Annotated in this window: 9 protein-coding genes; 1 reads left to right on the top strand and 8 read right to left on the bottom strand. The window is 53.5% G+C overall.

All coding sequences use genetic code 11. The annotated features are described in order from the left end of the window. Positions 1-85 precede the first annotated feature (85 nt). From AAC019_RS08800 to AAC019_RS08790, 3 genes are all read right to left on the bottom strand, one after another. Positions 86-2821 carry a TonB-dependent receptor gene (locus tag AAC019_RS08800; RefSeq protein WP_339898389.1) on the bottom strand — a complete coding sequence of 912 codons (2736 nt, stop codon included), beginning with the start codon at positions 2819-2821 and terminating at the stop codon, positions 86-88. Positions 2822-3014: 193 nt separating this feature from the next. Further along, positions 3015-4073: a FecR domain-containing protein gene (locus AAC019_RS08795; protein WP_339898388.1), complete on the bottom strand. Its 1059-nt coding sequence runs from the start codon at positions 4071-4073 to the stop codon at positions 3015-3017. Beyond that, a complete protein-coding gene (locus tag AAC019_RS08790; protein WP_339898387.1) occupies positions 4066-4608 on the bottom strand; it encodes a sigma-70 family RNA polymerase sigma factor in 543 nt (180 codons plus the stop codon). The genes AAC019_RS08795 and AAC019_RS08790 overlap by 8 nt, the downstream gene beginning before the upstream one ends. Positions 4609-4918: 310 nt before the next feature. On the opposite strand from AAC019_RS08790, the gene AAC019_RS08785 reads away from it, so the two are divergent. Beyond that, on the top strand, positions 4919-5398 hold the full coding sequence (locus AAC019_RS08785; RefSeq protein WP_339898386.1) for a hypothetical protein: 480 nt from the start codon (positions 4919-4921) through the stop codon (positions 5396-5398). A 103-nt stretch (positions 5399-5501) separates the two neighbouring features. Here the strand turns inward: AAC019_RS08785 and AAC019_RS08780 are convergent, their stop codons facing one another. From AAC019_RS08780 to AAC019_RS08760, 5 genes are all read right to left on the bottom strand, one after another. Continuing rightward, positions 5502-11480 (bottom strand): discoidin domain-containing protein, encoded by a 5979-nt coding sequence (locus AAC019_RS08780; protein ID WP_339898385.1) that lies wholly within the window; start codon positions 11478-11480, stop codon positions 5502-5504. A 637-nt stretch (positions 11481-12117) separates the two neighbouring features. Continuing rightward, complete coding sequence (locus AAC019_RS08775) at positions 12118-12738, bottom strand: energy transducer TonB (protein ID WP_339898384.1); 621 nt, start codon at positions 12736-12738, stop codon at positions 12118-12120. A gap of 138 nt (positions 12739-12876) precedes the next feature. Continuing rightward, positions 12877-13113: a DUF2789 domain-containing protein gene (locus AAC019_RS08770; protein ID WP_339898383.1), complete on the bottom strand. Its 237-nt coding sequence runs from the start codon at positions 13111-13113 to the stop codon at positions 12877-12879. A 133-nt stretch (positions 13114-13246) separates the two neighbouring features. After that, positions 13247-14842: a carboxylesterase/lipase family protein gene (locus AAC019_RS08765; RefSeq protein ID WP_339898381.1), complete on the bottom strand. Its 1596-nt coding sequence runs from the start codon at positions 14840-14842 to the stop codon at positions 13247-13249. Between the two features lie 19 nt (positions 14843-14861). Then, positions 14862-15071, bottom strand: a complete 210-nt coding sequence (locus tag AAC019_RS08760) for a hypothetical protein (protein ID WP_339898380.1) — start codon at positions 15069-15071, stop codon at positions 14862-14864. Between the last annotated feature and the right edge of the window lie 77 nt (positions 15072-15148).

The raw sequence follows: 15148 nt of genomic DNA, 5'->3' as shown, positions 1-15148 counted from the left end.
AGTGTCACTGCGGGCATAAAAAAGGCGGGCCATAACGGCCCGCCAAGTGAGGGTATCGAAACCCCATGCCAGAGGACTCCAAGCACTAAAACTTATACTTTGCCTTTAAGCCAAACGTACGACCGCGGGCCTGATAGGCCACATCTTTTGCCGCGCCACCAAACAGCTCTTTCTCGGTGGGAGCGTACTCAGAGTCGTAATCGACGTCGGTACAGTTTTTACACCACAACTGAAACTCAAGGTTATCGTCAAACACGTAGGCGATACTGCCGTTGACTAACCCCACATCGTCTTGCACATCCTGACCATCTATCCACCAATAACGGTCAGCCGTGTAGCTATACTCAATTTGCGTGATCAGGTTGTCGTCCCGGCCAATGGGTAAATCGTGTCGTGCCGACACATTAGCGGACTGATGCGGAAAATTGGGCATTTTCTCGCCCTGAAAATTATTGTCGAATGACGCCTGAGTACCTGCGGGCAATTTAACGGTGTTAGCGGTACGAGCCAGTAACTCCGATTGCATGCGATCGCGAATACCCGAATCGAACTCGGTAATCTCGGAATCCATAATGCCAACACCGGCGCTCAACAACAGGTTGTCGGTGGCGGCAAAGTCCAAGCTCAGCTCAACGCCATTTATTTCGCTTTGGGGAATGTTATACAAGCTCTGCACAAAAATTGCGCCGTCAAACTCAAACTGTTGGGCGTTTTCGTAACGCTGATGAAAGATCGCACCGTTGGCGCGCAACCGATTTCCCAACAAAGTTGACTTAAAACCCAGCTCGAAGCTGTCCAGCGTCTCCTGATCATAACTGTCCGTCAATAACGCGCCCGAGGCATTAAAGCCACCGCTTCTAAAGCCACGCGCCGCGGTGCCGTAAAAGGTCCAGTCATCGCTTGGCGTATAAGCCAGCGACACCTTCGGCTGAAACGCCGAGAAAGTCCGGCTAATGGTAGAGCCCGAGGGCGAACAGTTCTCCGGGTCAGCGACAGAATCACAGCTGCCCACTCCCAGACCAAAGGTGTCCACCGTTGGCCCATCAATACGGGTGACCTCACGCTTGTCTTCGTCGTAACGGCCAGCCACGGTCAACGTTAAGGTGTCGGTCATGTGGTAATCAGTGCTAAAAAACACCGCCCAGGCGGTATTGTCTTGCTCATTTTGGGTGGCATCAATTAAACCGTTACAGGTACTAAAGTCGGTTTTTATCGGGCCGCCGGGGTAAGCTGGCTGACAGTCAAAGGGTTGCCCTTCTGGCCGCTCCCAGGTGGTGCGCAGCGTATCGGCGCGATCGGTTAACAAACCGTAGGCGCCAACCACGTATTCAAGCTCGTCTGAGAAGCTGCCAGACAAACGCAGCTCTTGCGATACTGTCTGTACATCATAGTACTGATCGGAGCCGACAAAATTACCCGCGGCCCAGTCTGCCAGTGTTGTGCTAAAAAATTCGCGATCGACTCCGCTATCAAGGCTATCGATAAATGCATTGACGTAGGGCTCGGTAAAAAACAACACGTTACCGGTGCGATCATTGCCACGGGTTTCACCGGCAACGCCATAGCGCTCGTTGGTATCCGTCGCGGCGGTAATCGAAGTTAAGGTAACATCATCAAAACCATGCTCAATTTTTAACGATCCACTATTGATGGTGCGATTCGCGGTGGGGTTGCCGTTGGAGTTAATCGGAAACTCATAAACCTCGTTTGGATCAGTCTCTAAGCGGTAGATATTGCGATACCACATGGCGCCCGACTCGAGGTCATTTTGCGAATAGCGTAAATCCACCGAGGTGCGATCGGTTGGCTCCCAGAGTAGCTGGGCACGAAAATCGCGATTCTCTTCAAAGTCCATGTAGCTGCTACCGGGAGTATCTCCGGTCACCGCACGTGAGTTTCGCTCATAGACATCGTTTAAGTACTGGTTTTCGATGGTGCCGCCAAACGAGCGATGATTGCCGGCAAAGCGAAACATTAAATCATCGGTAATCGCACCCGCGAGCGATCCGTTCACCTCAAACAAATCGCCATTGCCACCGCCTACACTAAAGCGGCCCTCGAAATCCTCAGTGGGTTTCTTTGAGGTGACAATCAAGGCGCCGCCTAAAGCATTTCGCCCATACAGAGCCCCCTGCGGGCCTTTTAGCAATTCAATTTGTTCTACGTCAAAAAACGATTGCGAAATTTCGGACGCGCTACCCACCTGAACACCATCGACAACAACCGCCACCGCGGGCTCAGAGTTACGTACCGACGAGATACCGCGCACAATTAAAAACGTTGACGAAGGGCTTAAGGATTCGGTAATTGCCACATTGGGGATTCTAACGGTTACATCCCGTGCGGCCTGGATATTCGCACGCTCTACCGCATCACCGGAAAAGGCAATAACGGTATCGGGAACCTGCTGTGAATTCTCTTCTTTACGGCGGGCGGTCACAGTAACCACCTCCAGGCCGTGGGCTTCAGGCTCTGCGACCTGCTGTGCAACGCTGGCTGCGCTTGCTAAGGTGCCAAGGGCGGTAGCTACCGCCACAGACAGATACTTTTTATTCATATTATCGCTCTCTTGCGTAGATGGCTCGTTCATTATCGCGAGCTGACCGTCTTCACTGACGCTATAAGTCAATGGCGTATACGCTAAAATTTGATCCAGTGCCCGGGCGAGACTGTAAGTCCCCACTAGCGGGTTGGTAGTGACGCCTTTCACTCGATCAAACGGAAACACCAAGGTTATATTGGCCTGCAAAGCAAACTCAGTCAGAGAAATATCAGCTCGGCTTGCGGGGATGTCAAAGTGATGTTTTTCGTCAAGACTCACACTATAAGCGTGTGTAAAAACCATTACTGACAGAAACAAAAACGCAACACTTTTTATAATCCCGGCGAGTATTACTCTCACCAAGGTCAAAGACGAACCTGCTGTTAATTTCCCCCAAAACCAATCTGTCATTATTATTTTCTCATCGGTTTGGCCTGAGTTTTATTATCGATCAAGGCAAGATGCTTAGGTGCTAGTCGGTTAGGGTATTAAGTTCGATAGAGTTGTCATCCAGGTAGCGATGACCAATTGAAAAATTATTTTGCAGTCCAGCCAACAAGCCGTCGACATCGCCGGCGCGAAACAGCCCGGCAATACGTATCGACTTTAGCTCCGGGTCGGCAAAGGTAATCCGGGTATCGGTATAGCGGCTCACCTCGGCAATCGCCTGCGCCAAGGTCTCGCCACGAAACACTAACTCGCCGCGCTGCCAGCTCAGCAGGGTATTAACGTCGGCGTCACTCATGCGCTCTACGTCAGTCTCCGCCTGGGCAAGCACTAACCGCTCGCGCGCCCCAACCGGCTTCACCGCCGGGTCTATACGGCTGTAATTTGTGTTCGCCCGGGTTTGAGGTGCATCCGCAGCACGTGCGTGGGCCGCCAGTACTTTACCCTCGGTCACAATCAACTCAACACGGTTGTCTTCCAACAGCTGCACATTAAATGCTGTACCCACCGCTTCGACTAATTTACCGCCGGCAAAAACCCGTAACGGGCGCGAACTATCATGAGCCACTTGCACATTAAGCTCACCACGGCGCAGCAGAATATCGCGGTAACGGGCATTAAAATCCAACTCAAGTTGCGAGTTGGTATTTAACGTTAAACGGCTGCCGTCACTCAAGGCGATGCTGCGACGCTCACCTTTTGCGGTGGTCAGTACGCCCTTGGATGGAGCCGACGACAGTAGCGCCTGGTTAAACCAACCGGGCTGCGCCACACCGGAAATCATTAAGGCGACACTCAGGCAAACCACGAACAGCACCGAAGCCGCGGCGCTTAACAGTAGCGGGCGGCGCCTGGGGGATGGGTTTACCTCCGGGAACAGCTCGGCCAACCTGCTTAGCTGATCCATGTTGTCCCACAGCTGGGCGCACTCATACAGCGCCCGCTCATGGGCTGGGTGTTGCTTTAACCAGCGGCTTAATTGGCTGCGTTCAGCGGTACTTAAGCCGCGATCCATAGCGGCCACCCAGCGACATGCACGCTGGTCAATGTCATCCCGGCTCTCAAAGCGCAATACATTACTCATAGCGACCCGGCTCCAGCGATGCGCCCATTTTATTTCGCATAAACCGGCGAGACTTAAGCAGCCCCGTGGCTATGTGCTTTTCTACCGTGCTCTCGCTGATGCCCAAGCGATCAGCGATATCTTTTTGACTGTAGCCGTAGACTTTTTTTAACACAAAAGCGCGCCGGCACTGTTGCGGCAGCTGCCGCACGGCCTCACAAAAAAGCGAGAACTCCTGATCACCGGTAACGCAGTCAAGGGTACTGTCGTGCTCAGAGCCAAGCTCAAAGTCACTATCGCCGGATAGCTGAGTGATTGAGGTAGCCAAACGGTATTCCGCTCGCTTTATGTGATCTAAAGCAAGGTTACGCGCCATTTTAAGTAAAAATGACTGAGGGTTGCGTATGTGCCCCAAATCCCGAATTTGACAGGCTTTTACATAGGTTTCCTGCACTATATCTTCCACATCGTCAGGTGGTACCACTCTGCCCACAGTGCGGCGCATTAATCCGAGGGCCTTAAAGTAGATGCGTTCCATACCATTTGAATAGTGCATGCTCATACCTGGCTGTACTTATTATTAGGGCCGTTCGGTTGAGACCGCTGGCAATATTCTTCTGGCCTAATTACCATGACGATTTCGAGCGCAATTTCCACCAATGTTATTTTGGATACCTAAGCGACCCATTGTGAACAGCCATTGGCAACACAACCTTAAACCACGCAAGCGGCTTAACAACAAAGCGGCCAAACCGGTGGCGCGTTCGGTATCGATATCCTTGTGCATCGGTATAACAATAATCTCGGCTTTGATCAGTCCACGTTTGTCTTTTGCGCAAAGTGGCAATAGTGATAGCGCTTATTGCGTGCAACCTGAGATCTGTGTCACTTTTCCCGCGCCGATACAGTTACGCCCTATCGCCAGCAGCACGCCCGCCGACGCCACTATTTTTATTCGTCACAACAACGCTGATACAGGAGATGAGAGAGAAGACGGTCAGTACTTGCTGCAGGTAATCCAAATAGAGGGAACGCTTAATCAACAGCGCCTGTGGTTGGATTTAGCTCAGCGTATTAAACAGCAACACTCGCGAGTGAGCGTTAGGCCGCAGCGCCCAAAGCACTACCAGATTAAAACCATGACCGATAGCGAAGGCAGTTATCAGCTTATTAGCTGGCAGGAAGATGGCGTAAAGTCTGAGGCGCTGTATCATTTATTAAACATCAGAGGGCGGCAATACTGGCTGATAGCCACAGCGGTTGCGCCTTACACAATAGAGTCGTTTAGCCAGGAACTTATTCAGGGGCTCAGCCAGATTACCTCGCTCGGGAATCGTAACCGCTGAACAGCCAAGCCTTGCATAGTGCGAGCCAGTACCCTACATAAAAAAGCCCGCGACCAGAACCTGGCGGCGGGCTTTCGGTTGCCTTGCGGCCATCAGCGCACGACTAGTCTTCAGACGTCCATTCAATAGCCTTGCGAATCATCTCAACCATATTGGGGTCAGAGAAATTGGCATCCACATGCCCGACGGCGGTATAGAACGCACGACCCGCACCCACGGTGTTTTTAAACACTACAGGGTGATCTTCCACCGGGTAGTTTGAGTTATAGCTACCGCGATCGAGGTTAGCCAACACCTGAACATTGCCCACACCACGGGGGTTGCCCTGCCAGAAATACCATTCATCGGCCAGGTACCAATCGGAGCCAATATGATCCACCAAAGGATCATTGACCGTTTCAATCTCCACCCGGGCATAAGGGATACCGTCACCGTGATGAATAAACTCCGCACCGGCCATCAAGGTGTCGGTATACCAATCCCAGCCGTGCTCGGTATCGGCCGCCGAGTGTGTCCCGACAAAACCACCGCCATTTTCGATATAGCTTTGGAAGGCCGCTTTTTGCGCAGGAGTAAAGATATCACCGGTGGTATTCATAAATACCACGGTGCTGTACTGCGCAAGGTTAGCCGCACTGAACAGACTCGCATCTTCACTGGCGGTGATACCGTAACCATAGTCGGCGGCGATCTCTTCAACCATCGCGATACCGGCCGGGATCGATCCGTGACGGAAGCCCGATGTTTTCGAAAACACCAACACATTGGGGCAGTCATTACCGCAGTTAACCGAGAACTCCCGTGTGCGTGGAATACTCACTTCGGCACCAGAGGCATCAACCAAGGTAACCTGCAAAGTATGCCGGCCGGTGGCCAGGTTACCGAGGTTAACGGTATTTAGGTTAGTGACATCCACCGGCGCGCCGCCGTCAAGGCGGTAACGATATTTGCCACCGTTTGCCAACCAACCGCTATCGGTAATGTTTACCTGCAGGTTCACCGGGTCCGTCTCGGCGATGCTGGCTCCCGCTGCGGGCGAGAGAATATTCACCAGCGCCAGATCCGGGTCGGCCGCCATACCGTATACCGCCACTTCAAATAGCGAGTAACCGTAACCGGTAGCGCGACCTGTGCCGTGCATACGGATGTAGCGCCCCGACTCACCATTGAGCGTAATGTCATCGACATTGCCATCGCCGCTGTCGGTTGAGTAAACAGTGGTCCAAGTGTTGCCATCATCCGAAACATCAATGGTGTAAACGTTGGCGTAAGCGCCCTCCCAATCCAGCAAGATACGGGTAAAGTAGGTTAACTCACCCATATCCAGTTGCAGGTACTGCGGATCGCTTGGCTCACTCTCCCAGCGCGAGGCCTCGTTGCCATCAATGGCATTCGCGGCAACACCGGCACCTACACTGCTAGAGGCGGTTACATCAATGGGCGTTAACTGCTCGGGAGAGCCAGTTGGGCCACCGTTATTGCCGCCATCGGTGTTTACCACAAACTGAACCGAGTCTCCGTCACCCACCACCGCGTTATTAGCATCCAGTAAATCGACGCTAACCGTGTGGCTGCCAACACTTAGCACACCGAGGTTTACGCTGCCCGGCTGAGTCACGCTAATCGCGCCGTTGCCGTCCAGGTAATACCGATAGCTACCGCCGTTGTTAAACCAGTCGGCGTCATCGATAGCCACCGATAAATTAACAGCGTCGCCCACAACGAAAGCCTGATTGTTAAACGGGGCGGTTATATCAATACCGGCATCCACAGCGACATCACCTTCGCCGTAAATTCGCATCTCCCAAATGGAGTAACCGTAAGCCGTGGCACGTTCCGTTGCGTTTAAACGCACGTAACGACCAACGCCTGTAACATCGAGCGTTTCGTTGCCACCGGCACCACTAGTTGTGCTGTAAACCGGCGCCCAGGCACTGCCATCTTCTGACACCTCAATGCTGTAAGCGGTGGCGTACGCCGGCTCCCAATCGATTTGAATACCGCCAATGGCGTAGCTTGCACCCAAGTCCACCTGTAAAAAGTGAGTCGCCGAATGCTCGCTGCTCCAACGGGTATTCATGTCGCCGTCAAACGCATTGCCGGCAACGTGTGGGCCCTCGATCTCAGACGACGTGGCCGACTTGTTTAAGCTCAAAAGCTCAGCATCATTCGTCTCGCCGGCCTGCACCGTAAAGTTCACACTGCGCGTTGCGCCCACGGTATCACCGGCGCCGTCCAGCAACACCATCGTGACGCTATGCGCACCGGCGGGCAGTACCCCAAGGTTTACCGTCGAGCTGGTAGTCGTCGTATCAGCGCCACCATCGACGCTGTAGCGCACGCTGCCACCGGCCGTAAACCAGTTAGCATCGCTGACTGACAACGCCAGATTAACAGCTTGACCGGCCTGCAGAGCCTGACCCGCGCTTGGAGATTGAATGGTGACACTGGCCGTTGGCGCCTGTACATCGCCGTAGCCCCACACCTCCATCTCAAACAGCGAGTAGCCCCATTCGGTGCCCCGCTCAGTACCAACCATACGCACATAGCGGTAATCACCCGAGACATTCAGCGACTCGTTACCACCACTGCCGCCAGATACGCTGGCGAGCACGGTCCAGTTGCTGCCATCCACCGAGCCTTCAATGGTGTAGCTACTACCGTACGCGGCCTCCCAGCTTAAGTTAACGGCGGTTAAAGTGGACACCTCTTCAAGGTCTACCTGCAACCACTGCGGGTCGGCAAACTCACTGGCCCATCGCGTTGCCGGGTCGCCGTCAAAGGCATTGGCCGCCACCATGTCGCCGTCAAAGGCATTGGCCGCCACCATGTCGCCCTCAACATCGGAGCTGCTGGCGGGCTTATTCAGCGACAGTAAGCCGGCCTCAGTAGCCACAGCGTCTGTGCCGTACACTGCAACTTCAAACAACGAATAACCCCACTCGGTGCCGCGCTCGGTACCCGTCAGGCGGATGTACTGATAATTACCGGATAGGTTGGACAACTCTTCTACGCCGCCCTGACCGTTATTATTGACCAGCACCTCAGTCCAGGTGACGCCGTCGGTGGAGCCTTCGATGGTGTAGGCACTGCCGTAGGCGGTTTCCCAGTTAAGCGTCATCGAATCGATGGCATACACACCACCTAAATCAATTTGCAGCCACTGTGGATCTTCGGCCAGGCTCGACCAGCGCGTTGTCGGGTCGCCATCGGTTGCAAAGTCAGCGACAAATGCGTCCTGTACCGACGATGCCTGCACGGTTGCGCCATCCGACAACAAACGTACGCCTGTGTCTTGACCACCTTCGAGCGAGTTAATCCACTGCTCTAACACATCGATGTACTCTGTGTGCTCCAGCGCGCGCCCGATAGGCGGCATACGATCATCCGGGTCTTCGCTCTTATCGCGAATAAACAGCACCGATTGGTGCGGTGCACCGGGGGTAACCACTTCGGCATCGGCGATTCCATAATAGTTTTCGTAGTTGCGAATACCGGTGGTTAACTCGCTGACAACCTGCATATTGGCAAGCGGCGTATTAAAGCGTGCATCCCATTGCGAACCACCGTTACCGGTACCATGACAATGGGCACAGTTAGCATCGAGATACGACTTGACCCGCGTCTCCAAACTGGCACTGGCATCATCAATCGCTACCATGCGATCAAAAGTATCTACCTGCGCATTATTAAAGCCCGGGTTAAACAGGTTCATATTATTAAAGTGAACCAACTGGTTCTCGCTGCCACCGGGGTAGCCGTAGTCGCTGTTTAACTGACGCGTGCTCATCCCCAGAATTTGGCTAGAGCCGGCGTTATGACAGTCAATACACTGAGTCGGGCTTGGGTAAGCCCAGGTTTGCGTCCAGCTATTACCGTTAGCGTCCACCACATCGATGTCTTCCAACACCTCGGTGGTCAGTAAATCGGCATCGCTGTTATCGGCACGCCATTTATAAGTCAGGCCATACACCTTACCGTTTTGCTGCATCACGATCAGGCGTGTTTCCAGGCGCTTGGTCACCGCGCCATCATCACCCACGAGCGGCAACTCAAAATGTTTCACCGCCACGGTACCGGCCGGAAACTCCCAAAACTCTTTTTCATCCCAGCCAATTTGTGTGCCGGTTGGCAGCGAGATCCAGCGCGATTTAAGCGCCCGATCCGACCACAATTTAGTATTGGGTTTAAACTCAATTAGGTTTTGTGTCGGCACCATATTGGCGGTATCGCTAAAGACACCGGTTTGCGACAACAAGGTTGGCACATCGGTAAAATTTGCGTCCAACTTGCAAGGCATATTCAGGTAGGCAAAGCCGGTCGGCTCGCACTGCTCGGGCTCATCGCCCCCCGCGCCAAACATTTGCATCTCAAATAACGAGTGGCCATAACCGGTACCGCGCTGGGTGCTGGTTAAACGCACATAGCGATACGCATTGGTGTTTTCAATAATATGCAATGCCGTGCCGCCAACACCGTTTAACTCTTGCGCCAACATGTCCCAGTTGACGTCATCGTTTGAGCCCTCCAGCACATAGCGCGCACTGTAAGCGCCCTCCCATTTAATTTTAATGGTACTGATAACAGAGCTTTGATCGAGCTCGGCTTTTAACCACTGCGGGTCAGAGGCCTCACTCTCCCAGCGGGTGGTATCGAGGTCGCCGTCAAACGCGTCCATCGCCACATTGCCGCCGGTTTCGCTGCTGGCCCAGGCGCTAAACACCGGTAGTAAAGGGCCGTCATCGCGATCGCCAACATAATCAAAGCGATACAGAGCACCACCACCATAAGGCTCTTTATCACAACAGCCCGCGCCCCACTGCAGCACGTAGAGCTGATGCGTGCGCGGGTCTAGCTCAACATCGATCGCCCCCTGAAACCCGGCGGTATTCAACGGAAAGTCTTCAGCAACCGGCGGATTGCTACCGGATGCAGGGTCGAGTACAGAAAACCGACTGCTGTTAAAGTCCCAAAAAATCAATTTACCGCTGTAGTAAGGCGGCAGTTTAAACTCGCTTTCGATGCTTTCATCGTAGCGGTATACCGGGCCGGCCATAGTCGCCTGATGGCGAACAGTCCAAATGGCGCCCGTTGAGTTGGGCAAATTAGTCGCACCGGTATTATCCGAGGCGTTGTTCACAATATTGTTGGGGTCAAAGCCGGCGTACGGCTGGTTGTAGCCGATAATATAAGGCCAGCCGTAGTTGCCCGAGCTGCATATTTCGTTCAGCTCATCCAGACCACCCGGGCCCTCGGCACTATCGGCCGAAGCATCTGGGCCAATGTCGCCAACGTACAAACAACCGGTTTGCGGATCCATGTTCAAGCGGAAGGGGTTGCGAAAACCCATGGCGTAAATCTCGGGCCGATGCAGCGCGTCGCCCGTAAACAAGTTACCAGCCGGAATGGTGTAGCTACCGTTAGCGGTCGGGGTAATGCGCAGCACCTTACCGCGTAAATCATTGGTATTACCCGAGGTACCTTGCGCGGCCGACTGAAAATAACCACCCGCGGCCTTATTGTCCCCGGTAGTAATAATTAAATTTCCGGCCGTATCAAACTGCATGGAGCCACCCATGTGGCCGTGCGCTTCATCGCCGGTGATCCACTGCAGCACAATTGACTCGGAGTTGTGGTCAAGCGAGTTGTCGGCGTTAACGGTAAAGCGTGAGACCCGAGTGATGCTACCGGGTGAGGTGTACTGAAAGTAAATGTAATTGTTTTGCGTAAAGTTAGGGTCTAGCGCAACACTCAGCAAGCCGTCTTCAAACGCGCAACGCACATTGGGCACTGTGTCGGTTTGGATGGGCGTGCCATTATCAATATTCCACGCGTACAGCGCGCCACATTTACTGGCGATAAACACACGTCCGTCCTGAGAGATTTCAAATTCCATCGGCAGGTCGAGGTTTTCCGCAACCACCTGGCGCTGAAAGTCGTCCTCGGTGGGAGCCGATTGCGCAAAGGCGGTAGTGGCGCCGAGGGACATAAGCGCACAGGAGCCAAGCAACGATTTCCATCCTATGCGATAGCAACGCGACAGCGTGCCGGTAGCGTCAGACCATTTATCTGGCTTCTTCATATTGTGTTCTCCAGTGTAGTTGCTTTGCGCGCTTCCCTGTGTGGCTCTCACTCGGTGCGCAATAGTGTTGTTATTGCTTTTATCGCGCCCGACAAAAACCGAACGCTTTGACTGCTATAGTCTTTCACTCAACATCGAAACGCTCATACCATTAGGCAAGTGGCGCTTTGACCTGACATTCAAGACGAGCGGCTTGCTGATATCCGCCATAATAAATATCGGCACCAAACCTTGGTGAAATTTAAACGGCACTTAAAAGCATCGCTTTTTCAAAGACTTAGAAGATGTGCCTGACAAAATAACCAAGGCCGCTTATCGGCCAGAACGAGAAACCGTTCACACAATAGTTAACGAGAGACAAACCCGGTCGCGGACGGTTTTATTAGCCTTATTCCCGACGCTTAACATGACGCTACAGAGATCAAATTATAACCAGATAGAACGGGCATTAGCGGGCTGAGACGTCCGCACTATCGTCCTGCCAGCCCCACCTAACGAAAAACGGTACGCGTAACCGCCGGACAGACAAACACAGTAAGCGCGGAGACATAAATGGAACGCCGTATTCTAAGCAAGCGGAAAAACAAAAAAGCCGACCAGCGATTGGTCGGCAGGAGGGTATGAGTATAAGTACGGCCTATTGAGCTAACTCAAAGATAAAACGATTTTGCACACCGTGTACTTCCAGTGGTGCGCCATTTTCAATGCGGGGCTTGTATTTAAATCGCTCGGCCGCTTTTATCGCCGCGCTATTAAATACGCTGGTTGGGTTACCATCGAGCGTGTGTGCACTGATCACCGCAATATCACGTGTGGCACCCGTGCGGGTTACCGTAAAGGAGACCACAACCTCGCCTTCTAAACCGCGGCGAATAGCCGTGCGCGGATACTGCGGCGCGACTTTAACGATGGGCAAGTAATCGCCCGGTTGTACCAGGCCAACGCTAAGGGTGTCATCGACCGGGTCGGCAAACTGTACCCCGGTGCCCGTGGGCGCCGCTGGGTCTATTTGAATTTTACGGGACATCAGGGGCATTTCAGGAGGTGCCGGGGGCGCTTCAGGTCTGGCCAGTGGCGGCTCGTAATCCACGATAATCTCCGCCTCCGGCATAACAATCTTGCCAATGGTCACCGACTCCGGGGGCTCCATAGCGACATAGTCCGTTTGAATCAGGGTGGCCATCACCAAAAGCAAACCCGCCGTAGCCAGCATGCCCATGGGAATCGCCGTAAAACGCATTACTGTTGCTGTAGTCATAACCCGTTACCTCACGCGAATGATCGATACCAACGCTTTAACCTTAGTTACCGCAAGCGTGGCGCGCAAAGTCCCTTTAGCAATAATAAGCCATGAGATTCGCAAAGAACGTTATTTCAGGGGAGTCAGCAAACAGGGTTATCCGTGGCGCAGCAAGGCGTCCAGCTCATCGACAACTTCGGCCCAGTCGGCATCATCGCTTATCGCTTGCTGTAAAAAACGTTGCTGGCTGTCGCCCCAAAATGGGGCGTCAGCCAATTTAACGTCCGCTGCCAACGGCCGGTGGTTGGCAATAAATTGCTCAATCGCTGCAGGGTTACTGGGCAATCCCAGCTGATCAAATAGGGCAGACAAAGGGTGGACGGGCGATTCCATAAACGGCTCCTATACGGTGACTGCAGAGGTAAGTATAGACTCCATTACTGTATACCTATTGCGTGACGATACGAGTGCATTACACATTCAAAGCGTTTTCTGCAGCCCTAAAACGGGCCTTCTTCAGACGGACTTAGAAGGTTCCCCGCTGCATAAACGGCACCTGCGCATAGAACGCTCTTTCGGCGCCGCGCGGGTCATTCTCTAAGTGCGAGGGCACATCAAACACCATGGTCTCGCGTTGCTCCAGCGTATACGGCTTCCACTTAGGGACGGCAGCGTCGTTGGGGTTGCCGGTTTTGGCAAAAGCCAGTAGCGCGGCACTCATGCTGCGCGCCATTTTTTGAGCGTCGTCACTGCCCCCGGTGCGCGAGCCGGCCTGGTGAATATTATTAAATACCAAAGGAATATCCAGTGTGTGGAAGGCGCCGTATTTACCGCCGTCCAGCGGTGAGCCCCAATCGAGCTGATAGGCCCAGGTATTATTGCCTTGCGCTGCCCGCACTTCTAACTCTTCTACTGCCCCACGCCAGGATCGGCCAGCGGTAGTCGCCGCAAAAAACACTTGCGAGGGCGTGTAGTTTGGGTACTGTTTACGATAAAACTCGATCACGGCACGGGGCTCGATATCCACATATTGTTGGCGGCGAATTTTATCGGGCAAATCCTCCCACTTAAGCGAAAAGTTTTCGTCTTTTGCCAGAAACGCGCGGGTCTCATCGCGGGTATTGCCAATTACCATGGGGATGTTGGCCGACTGCAGTGGAGCATCGGGCCAAAACGGATGGCGCGGCAACACGCCGCTGTCCATCACGGGGCAAAAGTGCAGTGACTTATCTTCAATACGGGAGAAGTCTTTTGCTTTAGTCGCGGCCAACACATCGGCCACCGGCGCCTGTAGCAATGCCTTTATTTGCGCATCGCGACTAGAACCTGGCTTAAGAGTCGCCAGAAAACGCTCGGCGCGCTGAGTCGCGGCGCGGGGCCCCGCGGCCGTCACCTGCTGCCCGCTCATCGTCCAGGCTCGATGGAACAAACCTTTTGCCGCGGGCATTGCCATCATAGTGGCGATTTTGGCACCCCCACCGGATTGGCCAAAAACCGTGACGCTGTTCGGATCGCCTCCCAGTGCCTCCGCGTGCTCTTGCACCCATTGCAGCGCGGCAATTAAATCCAGCTGCCCCACATTACCCGAGTGAGCGTAATCGGGCCCCGCCAAATTCGCGAGGTACAAATAGCCAAACGCATTAAGCCGATGGTTGACGGTAATGACCACCACATCGCCTTGATGGCATAACGTGGAGCCATCGTACAGAGGGTCGCTGCCGGACCCTGTGGCATAGCCGCCACCGTGAATGTAAAAGAGAATGGGGCGCTTAGCGCCATCAGCCAAGCCCGGCGTCCAACAGTTTAAAAACAAACAGTCTTCACTGCCGGTGTCATCACGCCCTTGCGGTGCCGAGGCCCCATAATTAGTGGCATCGCGCACACCGCTCCAGGGCGTTTCTTTTAACGGTGGCTGAAAGCGGCGTTTGGCGGTATCCCCGCCATAGGGGATACCTTTAAAAATATGCAGCCCATTGTGCTTTTCACCCCGCACCCGGCCACTGCGGGTTTGCAGCTCGGCGCCCCCGGCGGCAAAAGAAGCGGAAGACAAAGGCGTAATGGCAGTGGCCAATACGCCGGTTTTTAAGAGCTGGCGTCGATTATTATTGATTTGATCTTTCATTGTTTACCCTCTAACTCACCTAAGCGGACGTAATCGAAGTCGACATAACCATCACTTGCTTCACCACCGCTAAAAAGTCACCGTTTATCGCAACCACATCCGGGGCAAAATAATCGGCGTAAATAATAAGGTTTTGATAAGTATTGACTGAGCTGCTTGACGATACAGACTCGGAGGACGTTTGACAGCCGGCAAGCACAATAAGCGCCAGCATCCAAAGTGTTTTCATACCCACCTCAGGCTTTGCAAACCTGCAAAAAAAAGCAGCCGAACACAGCAAGCTGGTTCGGCTGAAGGAATCAGAAC

Source organism: uncultured Gilvimarinus sp. (genome assembly GCF_963975215.1).
Taxonomy (GTDB): domain Bacteria; phylum Pseudomonadota; class Gammaproteobacteria; order Pseudomonadales; family Cellvibrionaceae; genus Gilvimarinus.
This window is presented reverse-complemented; position numbering and strand designations above follow the sequence as displayed.

What these genes read in the sequence shown, in the direction of transcription:
- AAC019_RS08780 (WP_339898385.1), bottom strand. Translation starts at nt 11,480, where the DNA reads ATGAAGAAGCCAGATAAATGGTCTGACGCTACCGGCACGCTGTCGCGT.
- AAC019_RS08765 (WP_339898381.1), bottom strand. Translation starts at nt 14,842, where the DNA reads ATGAAAGATCAAATCAATAATAATCGACGCCAGCTCTTAAAAACCGGC.
- AAC019_RS08790 (WP_339898387.1), bottom strand. Translation starts at nt 4,608, where the DNA reads ATGCACTATTCAAATGGTATGGAACGCATCTACTTTAAGGCCCTCGGA.
- AAC019_RS08760 (WP_339898380.1), bottom strand. Translation starts at nt 15,071, where the DNA reads ATGAAAACACTTTGGATGCTGGCGCTTATTGTGCTTGCCGGCTGTCAA.
- AAC019_RS08775 (WP_339898384.1), bottom strand. Translation starts at nt 12,738, where the DNA reads ATGACTACAGCAACAGTAATGCGTTTTACGGCGATTCCCATGGGCATG.
- AAC019_RS08770 (WP_339898383.1), bottom strand. Translation starts at nt 13,113, where the DNA reads ATGGAATCGCCCGTCCACCCTTTGTCTGCCCTATTTGATCAGCTGGGA.
- AAC019_RS08795 (WP_339898388.1), bottom strand. Translation starts at nt 4,073, where the DNA reads ATGAGTAATGTATTGCGCTTTGAGAGCCGGGATGACATTGACCAGCGT.